Below are 22862 nucleotides of genomic sequence, written 5' to 3'. Positions count from 1 at the left end.
CCTTTGTATACTTACCCGCGAACTCTCGGAGGGCAGGCGGTCAAGGCTCCTGCGTTACGGGCCACTACGAAAGCGGCTTGGCCTTGAGTGATGAGGCCAGTTTCTCCGGATGCTGCCTTCTCTGCCAATGACTGGACGGCCTTCGTCATCTTCATCGTCGTCATCGGCGGCGTTGGCACGATCGAGGAGCCGATTATCGGCACGCTGATCTATTTCGCCTTGCGCGAAACACTCGCCGATCTGGGCACGGTCTATCTCATTGCCCTTGGAGCCGTTGCTATCGTCATCATGCTGAAAGCACCCACGGGCGTCTGGGGTCTCATTCGCAGACGCCGCGGCCTGGAGCTGTTTCCCATCAGCCGCCGTGTGCAGGGGCTGATGGGAAAGCGGAGCTGACCAGCCTGTCTATGCCTTTGTGCTGCCCATCAGGACAAGCCTGCTCACACACCACGGCCTGTGCGGGTACCGGAATGGCTCCGGCCGCCAACAGGCTTGCCATCGGGCGGCGGGCACGTATACTCGCGCTGCTTCCAAACCGGACTGCGGGATAAACGGCCGTGACACTGGCACCTTGCATCGCAAACATGACTGGCACCGCGCATGAGCTTTGCGCGCGCCGTTTTGCCGTGCGCCGTCTCCGCAACACCGCCGCGCAGGGCTCCGCCTGCGGACGATTTAGCCGCTCGGCCTGAGCCGGGCGCACGCAGCTTTTTCGCACCTGCCCAGCTTCCGGCCGCCATCAGGCCTGCCGCCCGCCACATCCCTGTGGCTTGGCTGTGGCATCGCCTGCCTTTTCTGCTAAAAGACCCGCAATCCTTGCATTCGCCTCAAGCCCGTGGCCCGCTCCGGCGGCCACAGCCAACCAACGACCGAAGAGCTCATGTCCGATATCGACAGCCTGTACTCCGAGATCTCCGCAGCCATTGCTGCGGCGGCAACCGAGGCCGCCCTTGAGGAGGTGCGCATTGCCGCCCTCGGCAAGAAGGGCAGCATCTCCGAACTGATGAAGACGCTGGGCTCAATGAGCCCGGAAGAGCGCCAGAGCAAGGGCCCGGCGCTGAACAGCCTGAAGACCCGCGTCACCGACGAAATCGCCGCCCGCAAGGAGGTGCTGAAGGAAGCTGCCCTTGAGGCGCGCCTGGCCAGCGAGCGGGTGGACGTGACCCTGCCGCTGCGGGCCGCCCCTGCCGAAACGGGCCGCGTGCATCCGATCGCGCAGGTGATCGACGAGCTGACCGCCATCTTCGCCGACATGGGCTTTGCCGTTGCCGAAGGCCCGGACATCGAGACGGACGAGCTGAACTTCACCGCGCTGAACTTCCCGCTCGGCCACCCGGCCCGCGACATGCACGACACGTTCTTCTTCAACCCGAAGGAAAACGGCGAACGGCTGCTGCTGCGCACGCACACCTCGCCGGTGCAGATCCGCACCATGCGCACGCAGACCCCGCCGATCCGCGTCATCATCCCGGGCCGCACCTACCGCTGCGACAGTGACCAGACCCACACGCCGATGTTCCATCAGGTGGAAGGCCTCGTCATCGACAAGGGCAGCCACATGGGCCACCTGAAGTGGATCCTCGAAGAATTCTGCAAGGCCTTCTTCGAGGTGAACGACATCAAGATGCGCTTCCGCCCGTCGTTCTTCCCCTTCACCGAGCCGTCCATGGAAGTGGACATCCAGTGCGACCGCTCCGGTGCTGAAGTGAAGTTCGGCGAAGGCAACGACTGGCTGGAAATCCTCGGCTGCGGCATGGTGCATCCCAATGTCATCCGCAACTGCGGGCTGGATCCGGACGAGTATCAGGGCTTTGCCTGGGGCATGGGCATCGACCGCATCGCCATGCTGAAATACGGCATGCCGGACCTGCGCGCCTTTTTCGATGCCGATGTGCGCTGGCTGAAGCACTACGGCTTCCGCCCCCTCGACCTGCCGACCCTGTTCGGCGGCCTGTCGAGCTGAGACCTGATTTTCTGACTGCGCCGGGCGCCCCTTCGGGCGGCAGCCGGGCGGCAACAAGATGAGATTGCACCGATGAAATTCACCCTGTCCTGGCTCAAGGAGCATCTGGAGACCGAGGCAACGCTGGACGAGATCGTCGAGCGCCTGACCATGATCGGTCTCGAAGTCGAGGAAGTCACCGACCCGGCGGCAAAGCTCGCGCCCTTCCGCATTGCCAAGGTCGTCTCCGCCGAGCAGCACCCGAACGCGGACCGCCTGCGCGTGCTGAAGGTGGACAATGGCTCCGGCACCCTAATGCAGGTGGTCTGCGGCGCGCCCAATGCCCGCACCGGCCTTGTCGGCGTGCTGGGCCTGCCCGGCGACTATGTGCCCGGCCTCGATGTCACCCTCTCCGTCGGCAAGATCCGCGACGTGGAAAGCTTCGGCATGATGTGCTCCGAGCGCGAACTCGAGCTGTCGGAAGAGCACAACGGCATCATCGACCTGCCGGAAGATGCGCCGGTCGGCATGTCCTATGCCGATTACCTCGGCCTCAATGATCCGGTGATCGAGATCGGCCTGACGCCGAACCGTCCGGACTGCACGGGCGTCTATGGCATTGCCCGCGATCTGGCAGCGGCCGGCCTTGGCAAGCTGAAGGAGCGCAAGATCACCCCGGTGCGCGGCAGCTTCCCCTGCCCCACGAACGTGACGCTCGACTTCGGCGATACGGAAGCCCTGTGCAAGGCCTTCGGCCTGCGGCTGGTGCGCGGCGTGAAGAACGGCCCCTCGCCGAAGTGGATGCAGGACCGGCTGAAGGCCATCGGTCTGCGCCCGATCAACGCGCTGGTGGACATCACCAACTACATGACCTTTGATCAGGCCCGTCCGTTGCATGTGTTCGACGCGGCCAAGGTTGCGGGCAATCTGGTGGTGCGCCGGGCGAAGGAGGGAGAGGAAATCCTCGGCCTCAACGGCAAGACCTATCAGCTCGACGGCAGCATGTGCGTCATCGCCGATGACAAGGGCGTCGAATCCCTGGGCGGCATTCTGGGCGGCGAGCATTCCGGCTGTGACGAGACCACCGTGGACGTGCTGATCGAATCGGCCCTTTGGGACGAGAACGGCATTGCCCGCACGGGCCGCAAGCTCGGCGTCAACACCGATGCGCGCTACCGCTTCGAGCGCGGCGTTGATCCAGACTTCATGATCCCCGGCCTTGAGATGGCGACGCAGCTGGTGCTCGACCTGTGCGGCGGCGAGGCGTCCGAACTCGTCACCACCGGCACCGTGCCGGAGAACGTGCGCATCATCGAATTCCCCTATGCGGAAGTGAAGCGCCTGACCGGGCTGGAGATTTCCAAGGTGGAAATCAACATGATCCTGAAGGCTCTCGGCTTCTGGGCCACCGGCCAAGGCGATGTGGTGCGCGTTGCCCCGCCGAGCTGGCGTCCGGACATCGAAGGCAAGGCGGACCTTGCCGAGGAAGTGGTGCGCATTGTCGGCCTCGACCGAGTGGCCCCGGTACCGCTGCCGCGCTCCGGCTCTGTCGGCGCCAAGGTTCTGACCACCGGCCAGATCCGCCGCTCCCGCGCCCGCCGCACGCTGGCCGCGCGCGGCATGGACGAGGCGGTCACATGGTCCTTCATCTCCAGGGATCAGGCGGAAGCCTTCGGCGGCGGCAATCCGGCGCTGGAACTGGCCAACCCGATTTCGGCAGACCTTTCCAACATGCGCCCCAGCCTGCTGCCGGGCCTCATCGCCGCTGCCCAGCGCAATGCCGACCGCGGCTTTGCCGATGTGGCGCTGTTCGAGGTCGGTCAGGTGTTCATCGATGACACGCCGGAAGACCAGCGCATGGTGGCTGCCGGCATCCGCCGCGGCACGGCCAAGATGACCGGCGGCGGCCGCCACTGGACGGGTGCCGCCGGGAGCGTTGACGTGTTCGATGCCAAGGCCGACGCAGAAGCCGTGCTCGCCGCCATCGGCGCGCCGGTGGACAAGCTGCAGGTCTTCACCGATGCCCCGGGCTGGTTCCATCCGGGCCGCTCTGGCGCGCTGAAGCTGGGTCCGAAGGTGGCGCTGGCCGTGTTCGGCGAAATCCACCCGCGCACCCTCGGCCTGATGGATGCGGAAGGCCCGATGGTCGGCTTCGAGATCCATTTCGACGCCGTGCCGGAATCCAAGGCCAAGGCAACGCGCTCCAAGGGCGCGCTGGATGTGGCCGACCTGATGCCGGTGCGCCGCGACTTTGCTTTCGTGGTGAGCGCGGATGTGAGTGCCGACAAGCTGCTGAAGGCGGCAAAGGGTGCTGACAAGGTGCTGATCAGCGACGTGACGCTGTTCGACATCTACGAAGGCGCAGGCGTCGGCGAAGGCAAGAAGTCGCTCGCCATCGACGTGACCCTGCAGCCCAAGGCCAAGACGCTGACGGAAGAGGAAATCGAGGCCGTGGCGAAGAAGATCGTCGCTGCCGTCGAAAAGGCAACCGGCGGCACGCTGCGCGGCTGACCGGGATAGTCCCTGAGATAAAAGACCCCGCCGGAGACCGCTCCGGCGGGGTCTTTGTTTTGAATTTAGCCAGCTAAATGAGCCTGGTTTTCACGCCACCAATGCCGCATCCACAATGATCTGCGGGCGGCCCTGGGTGCAGGGTTCGATCCGGGCTTCCACCTTGTAAATCTCGCGCAGCATGGCTGGGGTGATGACCTCCTGAACTGCGCCGCTGGCAACCAGCGTGCCTTTGGCAACCACCATGGCGTGGTCGCAGTAGCGCATGGCATGGTTGAGGTCGTGCAGCGCAATGAGCACGGCCATGCCGTCGCGAGCGGCAAGGTTCTTCATGAACTGCAGCACCTCGATCTGGCGGAAGAGATCCAGCGCCGACGTGGGCTCGTCCATCAGAAGCACGCGCGGCTTGCGAACCAGCGCCTGGGCGATGGCCACCAGCTGGCGCTGACCGCCGGAAAGCTGGCCAAGATCCCGGAACGCCAGGTCGGTAATCTTGAGCGCGTGCAGCACCCGGTCGATTTCCGCCAGTTCGCCCGCCTCGACCTTCCAGGTTCCGCCCTGCTTGGCGGCAAGAAGGACGGATTCATAGACCGTCAGCACCGCATTGGCACCCGTATCCTGCGGCATGTAGCAGACCGGCTGGTCCAGATTGTCCGCACCGCTCACGTGCACCACACCCTCTCCCTTGAGGAGCCCGGCAATGCGCTTGAACAGCGTGGACTTTCCCGCCGCGTTGGGGCCGATGACCGCTGTCAGTGCGCCGCCGTTGATGTCGCCCGTGGTGATATCCGAGAAAACGGTGGCCCGGCCGTATTTCGCGCCGAGCGTTTCAAGCCTGACGCTTACCATGCCTTCCTCCTGTTGGTGAAAATGAGGGAGAAGAAGAAGGGAACGCCAACCAGCGCCGTGATCACGCCGATGGGCAGGATCGCCCCCGGCAGCAGCACCTTGGAGACGACCGAGGTGGCCGACAGCAGCAGCGCGCCGCACAGGATCGAGGCGGGCAGGAAGAAGCGCTGGTCCTCCCCCACCACCATCCGGGCGATATGCGGTCCAACGAGACCGACAAAACCGATGGTGCCCACGAAGGACACCGGGATCGCAGCCAGCAAGCTGACCAGCAACAGCGTCTCCAGCCGGAGGCGCTTGACGTTGACGCCGAAGGAGGCAGCCTTGTCATCACCAAGGCGCAGGGCCGTCAGCGCCCAGGCCTGACGGGCGAAGAGCGGCGCACAGAAAAGGAGAACAGCCCCCGTGACCGCCACCTTGCTCCAGGTCGCCTTGGTGAGCGAGCCCATGGTCCAGAAGACGACCGCCGCAAGCGCCTGCTCGGACGCAAGATACTGCATGAGCGCCAGAAGCGCATTGAAGGTGAAGACCAGCGCGATGCCGAGCAGGATGATGGTTTCCACCGTCACGCCGCGCAGGTTCGAGGCACCATAGATGAACAGCGAGGCCAGCATCGCCATCAGAAAGGCATTGATGGGCACCATGTAGTGCAGCGCCGCCGGAAAGATCGCAACCCCGCCCACCAGCGCCAGCGCTGCGCCGAAACCGGCAGCGGCGGAGATGCCCAGCGTGAAGGGACTGGCCAGCGGATTGGCGAGGATCGTCTGCATCTGCGCCCCTGCCAGCGACAGGCAGCCGCCGACGGTCACCGCCATCAGCGCGATCGGCATACGGATGTCCCAGATGACGACCCGGAGCTGATCGGACACGGTGGACGGGCTGACGATGGCGGAGATCACCTCGCCAACGGTGTAGCGGGCGGGCCCAAGGCCCATGTCGAGGGCAAGGCTGAGAAGCAGAGCGCCCAGCATGGCTCCGAGAAACAGAAGGCGCCGGGCGGCAAGAGCGCGGTACTGCGCGCTGCCTCCGGCCGCAAGCTCTTCATCCACCATGACTGCCATGGATGACACTCCCTCAAGAATGCGGCCCGGCGCCGCGCAGGATGCAGGGGCGCCGGGCATGAGACGGGTGCGGGCGGTTATCCGGCGGACTTCAGCGAGGCGAAATAGCCCGGACGGTAGTCCACCGGCAGGAAGCGGTCATGCAGTTCCTTGAAGGTTGCATCCGCATCAAGATCCTTGAACAGCTCCGGATGCAGCCACTTGGCCATCTGCTGAACAGCCACGAACTGATAGGGGCTGTTGTAGAACTGGTGCCAGATGGCGTGGACATTGCCGTCCTGGACGGCCTTGATCCCGGTGAAGGCCGGGCGCTGCATCAGGTTGCCCAGCTTGCGCACGGCCTCCGTCTGGTCCGCACCCGGACCGACGCCGACCCAGCTGCCGCCCGGGACGTAAAGCTCCCAGTTGGAGCCGGTGACGATGATCTGGTCCGGGTTCGACGCAATGATCTGTTCCGGATTGACGGTGCCGAAGGTGCCCGGGATGAACTCGGTGCCCATGTTCACGCCGCCGGCCAGTTCCACCATCTTGCCGAAGTTCTCGTTGCCGAAGGACATGCAGCAGTCTTCGCTGTAGCCCCCCGCGCGTTCGACGAAGACAAGCGGCTTTTTCAGATCAGCCGCCTTCTCCAGCGTCTCGGTGACCTTGGCAATCTGCGCCTGTCGGAAGGCCACGAACTCCTCGGCCCGTGCTTCCTTGCCCAGCAGCTGGCCGATGATATGCATGGATGCATCGGTGTTCTGCATCGGCTTCTCACGGAAGTCGACGTAGACCAGCGGAATGCCGACCTTGGCCAGCTTCTCGATGTAACCGGCCTCTTCGGTCGCCGACTTGGCTTCCGTGTTCATGATGATCACGTCGGGCTTCAGCGCCACGGCCTGTTCAATGTCGAAGGTGCCGTCCTTCATGCCGCCGAAGGTCGGGATCTTGTCCATCCCGGGGAACTTTTCGAGATAGGCGTTGTAGCCGTCGAGATCCGCCTTCTTGAAATCGTCCCGCCAGCCGGCAACGCGGCCAAACGGATCTTCCGTATCAAGAGCGGCGACGAAATAGATCTGGCGGCCTTCGCCGAGAATGACGCGTTGTGCAGGCACGGATACTTCGACTTCACGGCCTGTTACGTCGGTGATCTTGATCTTTTCGGCTGCAATGGCGCCTGAAACCAGGGCGAGCGAAGCCATCGCGGCAAAAGCCACGTTCTTGAACTGCATCACGATTGCATCTCCTGACGGAAAATATAGACGAGCACTATTTTTTATGACTTTCAAAGTCAACTTTTATCTTTTAGAAGCTTTCCAGATTGACTTTCATCCTGCAGGAACAAGCCGCGATGAACGATGCTGCCTTTCGTACGAACCATAACCTCAGAGAAGAGATCCAGGCCTACTGGTCCTTGCGGGCCGAAACCTTCGATCTGCAGCCCGGCCATGAGATTTTCTCCGAAGCGGAACGGGCCGCCTGGCACGGGCTGTTGCGCAAGCATCTGGGCGAAGGGGCAGGACGAAGAGTGCTTGACCTCGCCTGCGGAACGGCCGTCGTCTCGCATCTTCTGGATGATCTCGGCTTTTCCGTCACCGGCATGGACTGGGCTGAACCAATGCTGGAACGGGCGCGGAAAAAAGCGCGCGAGCGCGGCCGTGCCATCCGCTTTCTCATGGGTGATGCAGAAAACACAATGGAGCCGGACGAAAGCTATGACGTGATCACCAACCGGCATCTGGTGTGGACGCTGGTGGACCCTCTGGCCTGCTTCCGGGAATGGCACAGGGTGCTGAAGCCGGGCGGCAGCCTCATCATCATCGACGGAGATTTCGTCAACCAGAGCCTGATCGCCCGGCTCGCCAGCCGCTGTGCGGCCTGGATCGCCAGCCGCACGTCCGCCCCGGATGCATCCCCCCGGAACGGTCCGGCCAGCAGTCAGATCGAAACCCACCGCAGCATCCTGTCCCGGGTGCATTTCTCGGGCGGAGCAAGGGCTGCCGAAGTGCAGCATCTGCTCCATGCTGCGGGTTTCAGCAAGATCACCATCGATACGGACATGCGCGCAATCCACCGGGCACAAAAGGCCAACTTCAGCTTTCTGAAGCGGCTGGAACGCCAAACCCAGCACCGCTACGTCATTTGCGCAAGGAAGGACTGAGACCAGGGCACCGGGATGCCGGCAGATCTCAAAGACTTGGTCTCAGGCCGGCTCCTCGAGGAGCTCAGTCCTCCGGCAGCACCAAATTCACCCGCACGAGGCCGCGCAGGGAGTTGCCTACATAGACAGGGGCGTCGGAGACAAGATCAGCGCGCGTCAGGTCGGCTTCTACGGCAAGCCTCTTGTCCAGCAGCGCCGCCCGCAGCGTGCCGGGCAGCACGCCGTGCTTCAGTGCGGGCGTCAGCAAACGCCCATTGCGGGCGATGAAGAGGTTGGTGAAGCTGCCTTCCGTCAGGAAGCCATCCTCGTTCTCAAACAGAATCTCCTTGAACCCCGCCGCCATCGCTGCCTTGAGGCTGTCGTCATAAAGCGCGCGGCGGGTGGTCTTGTGGAAGAAGAACCGGTCCTCGGCCGAAGTGCGTGCGGACGCGAGGGTGACGGGCCAAACCTCCTCCGGTGCCGTGGGCACGAAATCCGCATGGGACAGTGTCACCGCCCCATCCGCCGCCAGCAGCAGGCGCACCCGCTGCGGCCCCGTGAAGCCCCTGGCCAACGCCGCAAGCTGCGCCTCGACGCCGGCCGGATCGCAGGCAAAACCGAAATAGCGGGCGCTGTCTGTGAGCCGCGACAGATGCCGGGCAAGCAGCAGATAGCCATCCTCCGGCGTCCAGCCCAGCGTCTCGATCAGCTCGAAACTCTCATCGGGCGCCGTCAGAAAGCGCAGCTTCAGAAGGCATTCGTCATACTCGGGCGCAGCGCCGGAATCGAACACCACGCCCGAGCCGATGCCCGCCTCGCCAGTGCCATCCTCTTTCAGCACCAGCGTGCGGATGGCGACGTTGAAGCTGAAATCACCGGACGGCACAATGGTGCCGATGGAGCCGGTGTAAACGCCGCGCGGCCCCGTTTCCTGCGCCCGGATGATCTGCATGGCGCTGAGCTTCGGCGCGCCCGTGATCGAGCCGCAGGGGAACAGGCCTTCGATGATGGCGGGAAGCTCCATGCCAGGCAGCAGCCGACCGGAGACGCCGGTGACCATCTGGTGCAGGCTGCGATAGCGCTCCACCGCAAAGACATCATGCACGGCAACCGAACCTGCCTCCGTCACCCGCGACAGGTCATTGCGCATGAGATCGGCGATCATGACGTTTTCCGCCCGCTGCTTCGGATCGCTGGCGAGGCTTTCGGCAATCGCGGCATCTTCCGCAGTGTCGCGGCCGCGCGGGGCGGTGCCCTTCATCGGCCGGGTGCGCAGCGCCTCGCCCTTGCGCTCCAGAAACAGCTCCGGCGACAGGGAGAGGATGGCCCGGTCCTCCAGCTTGATGAAAGCCGCATAAGGCACCGGCTGGCGGCGCAGCAGCCGGGCAAATTGCGCTTCCACCGGCCCGTGATGGGCAAAGCGGGCGCGCATGGTGAGATTTGCCTGATAGATATCCCCCACCGCCAGATGGTGCTGCACGGCGGCAAAAGCCTCAGCATAACGCGCCCGGTCCATGTCGTAGGTGAAGCCGGAGACAGACGCCTCTGCCCCGCCGGAAGCCTTTGCCAGCAGCGCAAAGACCTCTGCCAGTGCCAGCTCCTGCGGCGCATCGTAAACGCCGAACCAGGCCAGCAGCTCCCCCGTATCCTGATGGCTTGCCGCCAGCTTCGGCTCGAAGGCAAAGCCGAATTCATAGGCGAAGAACCCGGCCAGATGCGCGCCGTCCTTCCGGGCTGCTTCAAGCTGTGCCAGGAACGCCGGAACCTCCTGCACTGCGCGGCAGGCGAGCACACGGCGCGGCGCGGAGAATAACGTCGCCCTGCCCGTCTTCAACGCATCCACCAGCAGCACCGTGCCGGCGGGCAAGGGCGCCAAGAAGTGTCCGGGATCTGTCGCGTGAGTGCCGGTCAAGGGAGCATCCGTCTGGTATGGAGGCGGATACATGCCGCGCTCATCCCGCAAGGGCAAGCCCCAAAGCGGCATTCCATCCCGCTTCTGCGTCAGCCGGCAGGCTCAGTACCACACCCCAAGCCCGCGGGCGCGGAAGCGCGGCTTGCCAATGTTGGGCACGAAGGACTTTCCGGCCACCGGTGCGCCGTGATCGAAAACCAGCGGATCGCCATGGAGCTTCAGTTCGCGCAGGCGCTGCACCCGCTCCTCGGTCTTCGGGTGGCTGCGCAGGATCGACGGCTCGGGGATGCGCGCGCCCGGCAGGGCCATCGCCTCCCACATGCGGCCCTGCACCCGTTCCAGCTTCATCAGGGCAAAGGCAAGGCCGTCCGGGTCGCCGGTCAGTTCCGCCGCGCCCAGATCGGCATCAAACTCCCTTGTGCGCGACAGCGCCAGCTGCAGCAGCGTGCCCACGGTGGGCGCTGCCATCAGCAGCACGATCAGCACCCACGGCACACCCGCACCGCCCGCGATCATCGACGGGATGTGGAAGAAGAACAGGAACAGACCCACGAAAGACATGGAGGAGGTGAGCCGCGCCACGATATCGGCCAGCGCCATCACCCGAACATCGCCATTGCGGATGTGGCTGACCTCATGCGCCATGACGCCCGCAAACTCGCGCAAGGTGAGCCCGCGGATCAGCCCGTCCGTCACACAGACGGCCGCATCCTCCGCCCGGCCCACGGCAAAGGCATTCATCATCCGGCTTGGCACGTAATAGAGCTTCGGCACGGCCGGCAGGCCCGCCCGGCGGGCGAGCACCGTCAGCACCTGATGGCCCTCGGGAAACACATGTTCCGGCAGATGCCGCGCCTTGTAGAGCCGCAGCACCAGCGCGGGCGACACATTCATCGCCCCGTAGAGCATGAAGCCACCGCCGCCCAGCGCCCACAACACGCCGGTCTGCCCGCCCAGCACATAGGCGCAGACCACAAGCAGCATCAGACTGCCTGCGGCAAGCAATGCCGTGTGCAACCGGTTTTCAAACCCGCGCCGCCTGCGCAGCGCCGCATCAAGGACTGTGTTCTGGCTCATGAAGAATAGGTAGGCGCATCGGCTGCCAAAGTCATCCCCTGACGCCAATCACCCTTGCGGAGGCCTTGCCTCACGCGGCAAAGGCGCCGTGGGTTCTGCCGTCCTCGGTTTCCAGCGCATCGCGCAGCTTTGCCGCCTGCGCTTCCAGCTCGGCCAGCCCCTGCTGCAGCGACGAGGCCGAGGCGCCGAGGCTGGCCGTCAGCGCGAAGAGGGCCCCGGTCTCTCCGGCAAGGCGGCTGTTGCCATCCAGCACATCGCGGGCGGTTGCTTCAAGGCGGGTGGCCGTTTCTTCCTGTGCGGCGATGGCACGGGCAATCTCTGCCGTGCTTTCATCCAGCGTGCCCATGACGGACGTGATCCCGCCGATGGCCTCGACCGCGCCCTTCGTCTCCGCCGCGATGGCGTTGATCTGGGCGGTGATGTCGCTCGTGGCCTTGGCTGTCTGGGTGGCGAGATCCTTCACCTCCGAGGCGACAACGGCAAAGCCGCGCCCGGCAGCACCGGCACGGGCTGCCTCGATGGTGGCATTGAGCGCCAGAAGATTGGTCTGCCCGGCGATGGCCTGGATCATGCCCACCACCTCGCCGATGCGGCCCACAGAACCGGCAAGGCTGGTGATGCGCTGGCTGGAGACTTCCGTGCCCCGCGCCGCCTCGGAGATGGCGCCCGAGGCCCCCGCAACCTTGCGCGCGATTTCGCCGACAGAGGCCGCCAGTTCGCCCGAGGCATTGGCGATCTTCTCGATCCGGCCCGATGTGGCACTGCCGGTGCCGCCCAGCCCGGCGCTGCCTTGGGCGCCCTCTCCGATGCGCGCGGCCAGCGCTGCCGCCTGACGGCGCAGATCCGAGATCTGGCCCGAGATCAGCGCAAGGCCCGTTTCCAGCTCGGCCCGTTTCAACGCAGAGGCCGCCGACAGCCCCCTCTCGGGCAGCGGCTCAGGAGAGGCAGGGGCAGGTAAAGGCAGGGCAGGCACGGAGGGTTCCGGCCGGCGCGCCATCGCCAGTTCTGCCTCCAGCGCACTGATATGCCGCTGAGCATCAGCCAGTTCGGCATTGTCCGCCTGCTCCAGATGCTGAAGATGCGCGAGGAAGCGGCAGAGCGCGCCCGTAAACAGGCCTACCACAGCCACATAGGCCAGCACCTGCGGCCAGCCGCTGCCTTCCGGTGGAACGGCCCAGGGGTAAAGGGCCGCTGCCAGAACATGCAGCGCAGCGCTTGCAGCGCCATAGGCCGCCGTCATGCGCCAGTCCAGCCCGGCCGCCAGCACCGCCAGCAGCAGCACACCGTAAAGCTGCGCCAGGTTCTGCCAGGCGGTGAAGGCCGGATCATCCGTCAGAGAGGCCATCAAGAGAAGCGACAGGCAGGCCATGACGACGGACGCGGCCATGCGGGCCGCCGTGCCCTGCTCCGCCCGCAGCCACAGGGCCGTGGCGCAGGCCCCCAGAATGAGCGCCGCGCCCGAAACCATGGAAGCAGAGGTCTGCGGATTGAACCAGCCAGCCGCCGTCACGGCCAGAACATTGGCCCAGAGGAAGAACATCAGCAGCCTGAAGCCTGCAGCACGCAGGCTGTCGTAGCGGATCATGCCGTTCTCGCCTTCAGCGCACCCTCCGGGTTGCGCTCGCAGCAGCCGTCATCCGGCAGCGGTTTTCACAAGGTTCGGACGGGGAAAGGCTGACGGCACCGCCAGCCGGACGAAAGACACGCCCCAGCCAAGATAACGCTAGGCTGATCATGCTTAACGATGTGTGAATATAACGCAAACTGCAAGCGGACGAAGGCAGGATTTACCGGCTGGCTGCAGCGCCCGGCCTTTGTCTCATCCCCTCAAGGGCCCTGCACAGCCTCGGCCGTCGCCACGGCCTCAGCCTCGGGCAGGAGCCCGGCCCAGGCCAGCACATGCTGGATGAGCGCGATCTGCGCCTGCCGGCGCTGCCAGCGGGCTTCAGCCTCACCTTCCTGCAGCAAGGGGGCATCCTGCCTTTTCGTCTCGTCAGCTGCCTTGCGCCGCAGCTTGCGCAGATAGGCCTTGCAGCGGGCCTCATCCGCCTGAAACGGCGCCAAAGACACCGCATCCCCCTCGCAGCGGCGCAGCAGCGCGTCTGCCGCCGCCGAGAGTTCGGCCAGGGCCGCAGGGTCCGGTGCCGTCTCAACGGCCAGAAGACGAGCCAGATGCTTCATGGCGCGGGAGGCGGCCTGCAGCCGGGCCGCCCGGGCCGGATAGGCTGGGCCCATGGCCTTGCGGAAGACCTTGAAGCACCAGCGCGCTTCCCTGAGTTCCCGGCGTGCGGCGGCCATGGCCTCGCGGTCCGGCTGCCCCTTCAGCGCCGCACGCGCGGTGATCACCCCGTCAAGAATCATCGCTCGCAGAATGACGCCCGGCGGCGCGCCCTGGGGGGCTGCCAGCCCGTTCTGCGGGCTGCCGGTCAAAAGGTAAGTTCCACCTGCAACGTCCCGGGTGCGGTCCAGCATCAGGCCCCGCTCTCCTCTGCGCTTTCCGGCATGTGCGCTGCGGGCGAACAGACGACGCCCGTGCCGCGCAACCCGCAGTAGCCGTTCGGATTTTTCGCCAGATACTGCTGGTGATAGTCCTCGGCAAAATAGAACGGAACGCCGGTGGCCAGTTCCGTGGTGATGGCGCGTGTGCGCCCGGCCGCCCGCAGATCGCCCGCATAGGCCGCGCGCGAGGCCTCAGCCTCAGCCAAAGCGGCCTCATCCGGCAGATAGATCACCGAACGGTATTGCGTGCCCACATCATTGCCCTGACGCATGCCCTCGGTGGGGTCATGCCGCTCCCAGAAGAGCTTCAGCAGCGCGGCCAGCGGCAGAACCCTGGGATCATGCACCACCAGCACCACCTCCGCATGGGCCGTGCGGCCGGTGCAGACCTCGTTATAGGTCGGGTTCGGCGTGTGCCCCCCGGCATAACCGGCCGCCGTGACATGAACGCCTTCAAGGCTCCAGAAGGCCCGTTCCGCCCCCCAGAAACAGCCCATGCCGAAGCAAACGGCCTGCATCCCCTCCGGCCAGGGCGGTGTCAGCGGACGGCCCAGCACCGCATGCGGCTGCGTCAGGCGGACAGGCTCGGCCCGGCCCGGCAGGGCCTCGGCCGCCGATGGCAGAACGAATTTCCGGCTCAGCATGGTCATGAAGGACATGTCTTGCACTCCCTGTGAGACAGATGGCGGCGGCCCGGTCGAAACAGGACAGCCTTTCACGGCATCAGATGATCTCGCGGCGCGTGCGGGCGGAGCCTGCCGCCAGCAGCAGAAAGGCTGCAGGCATCGCCACCGCCCAGACGGGCAGGGACAAGACGGCGCCGATCACCCAGTCCCACGCCCAGGACCCCACATGGGTCACGACTGCCTTGCCGGCAAGGGCGAGGCTTTCGGCGGAAAACTCGGCCCAGACTTCCGCCAGCGGCGTGAAGGAGAAACCGGACGCCGCCACGGAGCGGCTTCCATCCACCACCGCCGCGACCACGGCAACACCGAGCAGAAAGAACCCGGCCAATCGCAACACCAGGCGCAAGAGGGCAAACATGCGTCCAGAGCCTCCCATTTCCACGGCCGGGCACTGCGGCCACCGGTCCGGCGCGGCCTCGCCTGATGCCCGCAGCCCAGCCTCACTGCTTTTTTCAGATTTTGCTGCAAAAGACCATCCCGCAAAGCAGATGAAGCTGCTACGGCAAAGTTTTCCCCGGCCCTGAAGGCTCTGCACCCCGCCTGAACACCTTCAAAACACCGCAGCTTTCCGCCACTTTCTGCGGCATCCCGCGACCCTTTGCGGCCCCGAAGCAGCAACGCCCTGAAAAGCTGGAAAAAATTTGCCGCCGGTCCTTGCACTCCGCGTCCATCTGGGTATATTCCGCCCACTCCAAGCGGCAAGCCCGCTGCGGACGGACAGGTGGCCGAGTGGTTGAAGGCGCACGCCTGGAACGCGTGTATACGGGAAACCGTATCGAGGGTTCGAATCCCTCTCTGTCCGCCATTCTACTTTCACTCGACAAAAAATCCCGTAACACCTTGAATGGCAAGGTAGTTTTCGGTGTTCGAAAACCCGATTCACGCGTGTATTCCAGACGCTCGGTATAGGCCAGTTTCAGCACGATTTTCTTGGCTGCTGCGCTAGGATTTTTCCAGATATTAGAATCACTTGAGAGAAACGCGCTGGCGTGTTCGAACATTTCCTCAAAGCTGCGCTTCGGACCGGGCTTCTGACCGAGCTTTTCAGCCGCCATCAGCTTCTCCTTTGCCAACTTGGCGATTCTGGGCTCGTAGACTGGAGCAGCGTTTCAAACTCGCCCTCGATCTTGTCGCGGGGAATCGACCTGAGTGTTGCCTAGATCGCGGCATGGTTCGCCGTTACCGAAAAACTGGTCAATCAGCGCCTCGCCAGCGGAAATCCTTGTGGGCACTGTTCAAGAAAAAGGGCGGCAGGGTTTATGCCGCTATCACGCAGGACGGGGAAGCTACCTTCCATGAGGACTGGCTGACCGAGAAAGAAGCACGGCAACAGGCGAAGGGATCGGTAGACGGTGCGGACGAGCCGATCACGCAGAACGCGCAAGTCTACTTTGCGCGCAGGCGCTCGCTCGCCGACATTTTTCAGTCGCTCCTGACAATGGAGGATGAAACGGTCCTGCGCGTCCTGTCCTTCGTCATGGCCGAAACGCTCGAAGCGCACACGGATATGGTGGATACGCTTGGTGGCTTGATCGGCACCGATATGCGCAACTGGTGGACGCCGGACGGCACGTTCTTCGACTTTTTGCGCGACAAGGCCGCGATCAATGGAATGGTGCGCGAGATTGCGGGCGGCCATGCCGCCGATGCACATACCGTCTCGACCGCCAAGGTGCAAAAGCAGATCGTCAATGACTGCTTGAGTGACCAGCGCCGACCAGAGGTCAAGAACTGGCTTCCCCGTTATATGGCGTTTCCAGCCAGCGGCCGTACCGAGCGGTATTGATCCCGAGCAAAAAACGCGCCGCCACCCCGGCCGGAGTGGCGGCGTTTTTCGTGCCCTATCTTGATGACTTCCACCCGGCTCCGCAGGGCTCAGATTCCATTGTTGCCCGCCACCTGCGATAAGGTATGTTGGCTCGTGCCACATGTACGAGCCGAGGCGAAAGCCCAAAGGTTGCGGCTCGGCTTCTGCTTGGAGCATTCGCATTCCCCGATCTGGTCAAACGGGATTTGCCTTACGTCGCTATGTCGAACATGGTGATAAAGGAATGGACTGACGCTATGTCAGTTGCCATGAATATTCCGTGGTGACAATCCGGCGTTCTACCAGAGAAATGGAGCGCATCGCAGGGATAGGACAGACATGAACACTTTGGGGGACAAGGTTTTTCTGATCCAGTCGGCGGACTCGCAGGATGAGGCATTTGGAACGTTCAACGCACTCATGCTGGATTACGGCTATGACAGCAATGTCTACACACTGCTGACCGATCATCCATCCATCGGGGAGAAATCCACACACGGCCTTGCCGCTAGCTACCCGCAGGACTGGCTCGACTTCTATAACGCCCGGCAATATCAGGGCATCGATCCGGTTTGGCAGCGTCTCTTGCAAAGCCCGACCCCGTTCTTTTGGGGGGACGTATTGGACCGTTTGCGCGGGGGCAGCGGCCTGACGGACGAGCAGGTGCGAGAATCCCTGCGCATGATGAATGAGGCGGCGGAAGCAGGCGTGGCCGACGGGATCGGCATTTCCTATGTCAGCCCGCTGGGCGAGATGGCTGCGGTGGGTCTTTCGCGCACGAAAGGCGAGAAGGAACGCCGTTACGAAGATATGGCCGAGGTCTTTCTTCTCGCGACCTTCTTTCATGAAAAATACATGAGCTTCTATGAGAGACCGCAGATCCCTCCCCTCACGCTCCGCGAGCGCGAGGTTCTGCTATGGGCGGCCGAGAACAAGTCGGATAGCGACATCGGTCAGATCCTGGGCGTATCCCCTGCTACCGTTCGGTTTCACTGGAAGAACATCTTCGCCAAGCTCGGTGTGAACGGGCGCTTGCTTGCTGTCATCAAAGCCATCCAACTCCAGTTGATCATGCCGCAACTCATCAAGGCACCCTATCAGACTCGATAGTTATGAGATTCCCCGTCGCCCGTTAGATTCAAGGTTCGGGTGAGCTTTGGGCTGCATTATGGCAGGGTCTGCCGCTCCCCGATCAGGTCAGGGGGGTATGTTCGGAAAGAATATTGTTGGCTCAATATTGGGGATTTCGCTAGAGACTGCCGTGCTCTCTGCGTGCTCAAATAGAGCAGAAGGATTATCCACCGGTAATTTTGTTTGGCGTGGGGATGTTTTTGAATTTGTAGTTGCGAATTCATCCGAGAAGAGCGGCGACGTGGTTTCTTGGTTTGAGCAAAATGGCGCTCAATACTGCGAGTCTATATTTCATATGCCCGCCAATTCTCGAATAGTCGTAACGAGGTCTTGTAATGCTCCCGTAGGGGAGCTCGACCATATAACGGGGTGGGCCGACAAGAATCGAAGCATTGCCGCCGTTTCGAGACGCATAAACTAGAAAATGGAACTCTCGCAGACGAATAGAGCAGAAGGCGCGGGTCATGAAGGCGTGGATTGTCAATACAATTATTATCTATCTCGGCCTGTGCACTTTTTTGCATTTTCTCTATCCGCCAAGCCAACATTTTGACGATTCAGTACGGCGATGCGGCGGTAGAACGCCGTTCTGCATGTGCCAAGCTCAAGGCATTATTGACCAAAGAAACTTCCTCACCCAACCGCTTCTCTTGCTAGATTTAATACAGATCAGGAGCACTGCGGCTCAATGCGCACATCTACGGCTTAGGTGAATCTGCCAATTCTCCCCATCCCCGATTAGAATGCAGAGACTCCGAATTGGTCTTAATTAATCTTTTAGACAACCTTCACCCTATCAAGATTGATGGTTGTCTTTCAGTTTTATTTAGATTTAACCACATACGAACATGAACCAAACTCAAAACCTTAGTACTTAATGCATTTATTTTAATTTCTAATAAAAATATGTAAAACATAGGCAACAAACACATGAAAATAGGAGGATAACATGCGAAAAACACTACATCTATTTATGGCCATGCTTTCTGTAATTGCGCTACCCTTTGACGCATCTGCGCAGAGGTTAAGTGATCCTCATATGAAATTCATGGCTTGTACGGACGTTCAGGCCACCAAGCTTTACTACAGTGGCCTCTCTGCGGAAAAAGCCCTCGAAAGCGGAATCGCCAGCTGCGAAAGTGAGCTCAAAAGATACGTCAATGAGCTTGTAGAGCAAGTCAAGTCGCGGCACGGATGGCGTTCGGTTCAATCAGAAGTTTACACTGAAGTCCGAAATAACGTAATCCAAACGACTATTGCAACAATGAAGCCCACTTACACCGCTCAAAAGAGATAGGGGAAGGCCATGCGTATTTCAATTTTTGCTGGACTTCTTGCCAGCGCGATGAGCTTTGCCTTCAATAACGCCGCACGAGCCGAGCCAGACATTGCCATACGAGATGCAGCACGGATAAATCAACAGAACCTCAATGAGGTGAAGAAAGCAGCAAAGGGTGACCCAGGCGTTGATGCTGGAGCCAAGGAGTTAGCCAAAGAAATTACAAAGAGGGCCGCTGGAATAAAACCGTCGCATCCAGTTGCTATTTTCTTCAAGGTACTTGTAAAGCCCAAACCCGCTTACTGAATAAATTAGCGGATTTTGACATCCTGAAATGCAGCTCACGCGAATGTCTCGTGTCAATGGCTCTGGAGACGCGTATCCTGGTATGATGAAGGGCTTTTGTAGGTTTAACCCTCTACCCGAGACAGCAAATCAAATGAACGCACTTTAGGCGGCCACACCCATCAGGGTGGGCCGCCTGTCAGGGAATTACTGTCTCAGGACATCGCTGGCATTCAGTGCACGCCCGCAACTTCCGTGCGCTTATTCCCGAACTGGCCAACGAGCAACAATCAGTCAACGGCATGGCGGCGCATCAGCCGATTGCGCTCGATCTGTCCGACGATATGCGGCCAACTGCAATGACAACGGCCATTTCCGCACCGGGCCTGTCTAGCTAGACCCGCGGCATCTTCCAATCGAGGGCGTCCCTTCGACCTTATCTCTGATCCGCATTCGCCTGTCCGCAACACGCTACAGCAAAGGAGACAGCTATGAGCAAGGACAACTATCTACAAGACTACCATAAAGCCATGGGACTTGGCGCAAGCGGGAACCCGATGGCCGACGAACGCGCCAGAATAGAAAAGGAACTTGAGAAAGACAGGCTAAAAGCCGCTCAAAAGGCCGCCTCGTCATCATCACCGAAAACCGAAAAGAAAGACAAAGTGATCTGCACCGAACTGGTACGGCAGGGCCTGTTCGACCGTGCCGACTATCTCCTGGGCGCGCGCTATGTCGAGGAGCATCTGACCGAGCGGCACGTGCGCGGCTATCACGCATGGGGATTGCCCGTTGTCCGCAAAATGCGCCGCTCGCCGCGCGCGACGGCTTTCTGGCGGAAACTGGCTCAGGCGAGAGCTGACCATATCGCCTTCCTCTATGGCGATGCGTCCCGACGAAACCGGCTCGGCGCTGTCCTTTGCGCCATCGGGCATCCGGCCTGCTATCTCATTGGCGGGATGGTCGGAGAGCAGGAAGGCATTGAGGATGCCAAACCCGGCGGCGATCAAGAAAACCGCGCGCCATCCGAAAAGCTCTCCGAGGTAGCTTCCCGCTGCGGCCCCTGAGATTAGAGCCACGGGGACCCCGAGAAGATCAGCGATAACGCGCGGGGGACATGCTTTTCGCGAACGAGCCGCATCGAAGGCGCCGCCGCGAGAACCCAGAACCGCCGCCAAGTGCAACGCCGAGAAGAACGCGTGCGGCAAGAAGGACCGGCAGGGTTTCGGCCATCGCGACCAAGACGCTCGACAGGATCAAGAGCGCCGTGAAGGCCAGAGGAATCAGCCGCCGGTCAGTGCGCCGCAGTACGGATGGAACTATCAAACCCGACAACAAGGCGACACCGGCGGTGGCGGTCACGGCCTGTCCTGCCTGTCCCTCGCTGATCGCGAGGGCGTCAGCAGGCTGACGGGCAGGTATTCGGCGACCACAAGGCCGAAGATGCCCATCGCCAAAGAGAGGACCGCAGACCAGTTGGAATCTATGCCGGACGTATCGTCGGGCTTCCCGTCGCGGACGGAGGCGGGTGCGGTTGTCATCGTCGTGATCTCGGGGGCTGTGAAAAAAGGGGTAGACTGCCCGCCCCGGAGCCCTTACGGGCGGCGGCGGGCCGAACTTTAGGGGTCCGGCACAGGCGGGGTGCCGCGTGTGCCGATCATCCGCCGGCTCAGGCTGCGGCTCTGCGGTAGGGCTCTAGGAACGGCACGAGCAGGTCGAGGAGCGCCTCAGGGGTCTCTTCAGGAACGAAGTGCCCGCAATCGGGTATGATGTGGCATTCGACGTCGTCCGCGACTGTGCGAAGCTGGTCTTCGACCGCTCCGGCGCAGGCAAGCGCCCCGGCGAAACCAAGGACCGGCATCGGCAACATCGTCTGCATTCGAGCCTGGTTTGCCGGAATGTCCTCGTCGATCGCGCGGTAGTATTCGAAGCTCGCCCGGAGCGTGCCGCGATCGCGCTTGATGAGATCGATATAGAAGGTCCTGATATCAGCCGGGATAGGGTTGGGCACCGGGATCTTGGTGAACTGGTAGTCGAAAAAGATTTCCTCGCGGCCCGCGACCAACTCTTCGTTTATCCCGCGCACGCGGCAGAAGTTATTGTGCCACAAGAAATCATTAAGCATCCGGTCTTCGGCGATCAATGGCGGAGAGACGGCCACACCCGGAACGATTGCTTCGCCTAATGCGACACGGTCGATCCGTTCAGGCTGGTCCGCCGCCATGGCATAGCCCGTCCACATGCCACAGTCGTGTCCAACCATGGCAAAACGCTCGTGGCCAAGGGTTGACATCAGGCCGAAGAGGTCGCGCCCCATGGTGCCGGTGTCGTAGCCGCCTTCGGGCTTGTCGGAGATGCCAAGGCCGCGCGGATCAGGGGCGATCACGGTGAACTGCCGAGCCAACGGCAGCATCACTTCGCGCCAAATGTACCAGTTCTGCGGCCATCCTCCCAGCAGAAGGAGCGGCGGGCCTTCACCGCCAATGACCGCGTGAAGGTCGATCTCGCCGGTGGGCACCTTGTAGCTGTCGAAGGTGCCGGCGAACCCATGCGGCAAGCTCGGCACGCCGTGGACGGAGCCGAAGCCAGAAACGGTGGGAAAGGGAAGTTTGCTCATGGATTGATCCTTATTTGTAGGGATCACTACATTTAAGTGAATTGACATCCTGCATCAAAAAGTATTTAGTGATCACTATGGATAAGAAGACGACACGCCGGTCTTCCGGCCCCCGCAGCTTTGATCGTGATGAGGCCATTCAGACCGCCATGCGCCTGTTCCGCCTGCATGGGTACGAGGGGGTTTCCATTTCCGAGCTTACCAAGGCGATCGGCATCGCGCCGCCCAGCCTCTACGCCGCGTTCGGCAACAAGGCGGGCCTCTACCGCGAAGCGCTTGATCATTACTCCACCTTGTCGGGCGCCCTGGACGGGATCGAAGGGGCCGAGACGCTTGAGCAGGCCGTGGAGGGCTTGCTCGATGCCGCGGCCCGTGCCGTGACGACGGAAGAGCGTGGATGCATGATTTCGACGGGCCTCGTCGAGTGCGCCGAGGAGCACAAGGCTCTCCATCACAACCTGGCCGAGCGACGCAGGGGCCTGCGCGACAACATGGCGGAGGCTTTGGGCAGGTGGCTAGCTCCCAAGGAAGCAGCGCAACTCGCATCCCTTCTCTTCGCCATTCAGCAGGGAATGTCGATCCAGGCGCGAGACGGCGCAACACTGGAGGACTTACGTATCATCGCCAAGGAAGCAACTGCAGGGATTTCGGCCAGATCACTGGCGTAAGATCAGCGCCGTATACGCTTCGTGAAACCAACGAGCGCGATCGCTCGATGACGGACTGAACAAACCCGAAGGGCATGCGGCGATGGAGCAGGAAGAAAGCGCACTTTTACCATGCGCACATATTGCGGGCGTGGATAACAGTGCCGTGTGAAGGCAGATAGCCCAAGCCTTTGGTGAAGACTTCTTTGTCTGCATTATGCCGATCTATCCTGGCCTCGTGAGCGTCCGCTTCGTTGATCTGGCATAAGCACAACCTTCAACCAACTGAAGGAAAAGCTTATGAAAACGCAGCCATCTCGCGCGAACGGATCTTTGCCAAACCGGATCAACCATGCTGACCACTTCGCCGAAGTCATCGAATCTGAAGGGTACAGCAAGGGGTCGATTGCTAAATACAGGTCAAATGCACAAGCGCTCAG

General features: G+C 62.1%; 21 protein-coding genes, 1 tRNA gene and 1 pseudogene. 11 read left to right on the top strand and 12 right to left on the bottom strand.

All coding sequences use genetic code 11. The features are described 5' to 3' along the window. Positions 1-99: 99 nt before the first annotated feature. The 3 genes and pseudogenes from AC0CMF_RS24405 to pheT form a co-directional block, all read left to right on the top strand. Positions 100-396 (top strand): annotated as a pseudogene (locus AC0CMF_RS24405) (branched-chain amino acid ABC transporter permease); the annotation flags it as partial. 484 nt (positions 397-880) lie between these two features. Then, positions 881-1963 carry a phenylalanine--tRNA ligase subunit alpha gene (gene pheS, locus AC0CMF_RS24400; RefSeq protein ID WP_374630624.1) on the top strand — a complete coding sequence of 361 codons (1083 nt, stop codon included), beginning with the start codon at positions 881-883 and terminating at the stop codon, positions 1961-1963. 72 nt (positions 1964-2035) lie between these two features. After that, on the top strand, positions 2036-4453 hold the full coding sequence (gene pheT / locus AC0CMF_RS24395) for a phenylalanine--tRNA ligase subunit beta (RefSeq protein WP_374630625.1): 2418 nt from the start codon (positions 2036-2038) through the stop codon (positions 4451-4453). A gap of 90 nt (positions 4454-4543) precedes the next feature. On the opposite strand, the gene AC0CMF_RS24390 is transcribed toward pheT, so the two are convergent. The 3 genes from AC0CMF_RS24390 to AC0CMF_RS24380 form a co-directional block, all read right to left on the bottom strand. Beyond that, positions 4544-5302, bottom strand: a complete 759-nt coding sequence (locus AC0CMF_RS24390; RefSeq protein WP_058898073.1) for an ABC transporter ATP-binding protein — start codon at positions 5300-5302, stop codon at positions 4544-4546. Then, on the bottom strand, positions 5296-6363 hold the full coding sequence (locus AC0CMF_RS24385) for a FecCD family ABC transporter permease (RefSeq protein WP_050474541.1): 1068 nt from the start codon (positions 6361-6363) through the stop codon (positions 5296-5298). Before AC0CMF_RS24385 ends, AC0CMF_RS24390 begins: the two co-directional genes overlap by 7 nt. A gap of 77 nt (positions 6364-6440) precedes the next feature. After that, positions 6441-7574: an ABC transporter substrate-binding protein gene (locus AC0CMF_RS24380; RefSeq protein ID WP_058898074.1), complete on the bottom strand. Its 1134-nt coding sequence runs from the start codon at positions 7572-7574 to the stop codon at positions 6441-6443. Between the two features lie 119 nt (positions 7575-7693). On the opposite strand from AC0CMF_RS24380, the gene AC0CMF_RS24375 reads away from it, so the two are divergent. Next, positions 7694-8503 carry a class I SAM-dependent methyltransferase gene (locus tag AC0CMF_RS24375; protein ID WP_094463478.1) on the top strand — a complete coding sequence of 270 codons (810 nt, stop codon included), beginning with the start codon at positions 7694-7696 and terminating at the stop codon, positions 8501-8503. Between the two features lie 64 nt (positions 8504-8567). Here AC0CMF_RS24375 and pabB read toward each other — a convergent pair whose 3' ends face one another. The 6 genes from pabB to AC0CMF_RS24345 form a co-directional block, all read right to left on the bottom strand. Next, positions 8568-10358, bottom strand: a complete 1791-nt coding sequence (gene pabB, locus AC0CMF_RS24370) for an aminodeoxychorismate synthase component I (protein ID WP_374630630.1) — start codon at positions 10356-10358, stop codon at positions 8568-8570. A 138-nt stretch (positions 10359-10496) separates the two neighbouring features. Then, on the bottom strand, positions 10497-11471 hold the full coding sequence (locus AC0CMF_RS24365) for a zinc metalloprotease HtpX (RefSeq protein ID WP_374630632.1): 975 nt from the start codon (positions 11469-11471) through the stop codon (positions 10497-10499). 70 nt (positions 11472-11541) lie between these two features. After that, on the bottom strand, positions 11542-13056 hold the full coding sequence (locus AC0CMF_RS24360; protein WP_374630634.1) for a methyl-accepting chemotaxis protein: 1515 nt from the start codon (positions 13054-13056) through the stop codon (positions 11542-11544). 242 nt (positions 13057-13298) lie between these two features. Beyond that, on the bottom strand, positions 13299-13943 hold the full coding sequence (locus AC0CMF_RS24355) for a hypothetical protein (RefSeq protein ID WP_374630636.1): 645 nt from the start codon (positions 13941-13943) through the stop codon (positions 13299-13301). Continuing rightward, positions 13943-14629 (bottom strand): peptide-methionine (S)-S-oxide reductase MsrA, encoded by a 687-nt coding sequence (gene msrA, locus AC0CMF_RS24350; protein ID WP_374630638.1) that lies wholly within the window; start codon positions 14627-14629, stop codon positions 13943-13945. The genes AC0CMF_RS24355 and msrA overlap by 1 nt, the downstream gene beginning before the upstream one ends. 64 nt (positions 14630-14693) lie before the next feature. Continuing rightward, positions 14694-15014 (bottom strand): hypothetical protein, encoded by a 321-nt coding sequence (locus AC0CMF_RS24345; protein ID WP_058898081.1) that lies wholly within the window; start codon positions 15012-15014, stop codon positions 14694-14696. Between the two features lie 357 nt (positions 15015-15371). Between AC0CMF_RS24345 and AC0CMF_RS24340 the strand changes: the two genes are divergently transcribed. The 6 genes from AC0CMF_RS24340 (at position 15372) to AC0CMF_RS24315 (ending at position 20225) form a co-directional block, all read left to right on the top strand. Next, positions 15372-15461: transfer RNA gene (locus AC0CMF_RS24340), tRNA-Ser, on the top strand. 363 nt (positions 15462-15824) lie between these two features. After that, positions 15825-16442, top strand: a complete 618-nt coding sequence (locus AC0CMF_RS24335) for a hypothetical protein (protein WP_374630640.1) — start codon at positions 15825-15827, stop codon at positions 16440-16442. Positions 16443-16802: 360 nt separating this feature from the next. After that, positions 16803-17573: a helix-turn-helix transcriptional regulator gene (locus tag AC0CMF_RS24330; protein ID WP_058898083.1), complete on the top strand. Its 771-nt coding sequence runs from the start codon at positions 16803-16805 to the stop codon at positions 17571-17573. Between the two features lie 970 nt (positions 17574-18543). Further along, positions 18544-18891 carry a hypothetical protein gene (locus AC0CMF_RS24325; RefSeq protein ID WP_163001189.1) on the top strand — a complete coding sequence of 116 codons (348 nt, stop codon included), beginning with the start codon at positions 18544-18546 and terminating at the stop codon, positions 18889-18891. A gap of 9 nt (positions 18892-18900) precedes the next feature. After that, complete coding sequence (locus tag AC0CMF_RS24320; RefSeq protein WP_163001188.1) at positions 18901-19179, top strand: hypothetical protein; 279 nt, start codon at positions 18901-18903, stop codon at positions 19177-19179. A gap of 470 nt (positions 19180-19649) precedes the next feature. Then, positions 19650-20225, top strand: a complete 576-nt coding sequence (locus AC0CMF_RS24315; protein WP_374630643.1) for a hypothetical protein — start codon at positions 19650-19652, stop codon at positions 20223-20225. Between the two features lie 28 nt (positions 20226-20253). Here the strand turns inward: AC0CMF_RS24315 and AC0CMF_RS24310 are convergent, their stop codons facing one another. From AC0CMF_RS24310 to AC0CMF_RS24300, 3 genes are all read right to left on the bottom strand, one after another. Next, positions 20254-20520 (bottom strand): MFS transporter, encoded by a 267-nt coding sequence (locus AC0CMF_RS24310; RefSeq protein ID WP_374630645.1) that lies wholly within the window; start codon positions 20518-20520, stop codon positions 20254-20256. Next, complete coding sequence (locus AC0CMF_RS24305; protein WP_374630647.1) at positions 20517-20699, bottom strand: hypothetical protein; 183 nt, start codon at positions 20697-20699, stop codon at positions 20517-20519. Before AC0CMF_RS24305 ends, AC0CMF_RS24310 begins: the two co-directional genes overlap by 4 nt. Before the next feature lie 128 nt (positions 20700-20827). Next, positions 20828-21775 carry an alpha/beta fold hydrolase gene (locus AC0CMF_RS24300; RefSeq protein WP_122519182.1) on the bottom strand — a complete coding sequence of 316 codons (948 nt, stop codon included), beginning with the start codon at positions 21773-21775 and terminating at the stop codon, positions 20828-20830. A 77-nt stretch (positions 21776-21852) separates the two neighbouring features. Here AC0CMF_RS24300 and AC0CMF_RS24295 point away from each other — a divergent pair, with 77 nt between their 5' ends. Beyond that, positions 21853-22443 (top strand): TetR/AcrR family transcriptional regulator, encoded by a 591-nt coding sequence (locus AC0CMF_RS24295; protein WP_374630649.1) that lies wholly within the window; start codon positions 21853-21855, stop codon positions 22441-22443. Positions 22444-22862: the final 419 nt, after the last annotated feature.

The sequence above is a fragment of the Pannonibacter sp. CBAS1226 genome (assembly GCF_055685825.1).
Note: the sequence above shows the minus strand (reverse complement) of the source record. Positions and strands in the feature narration are given on the sequence as shown.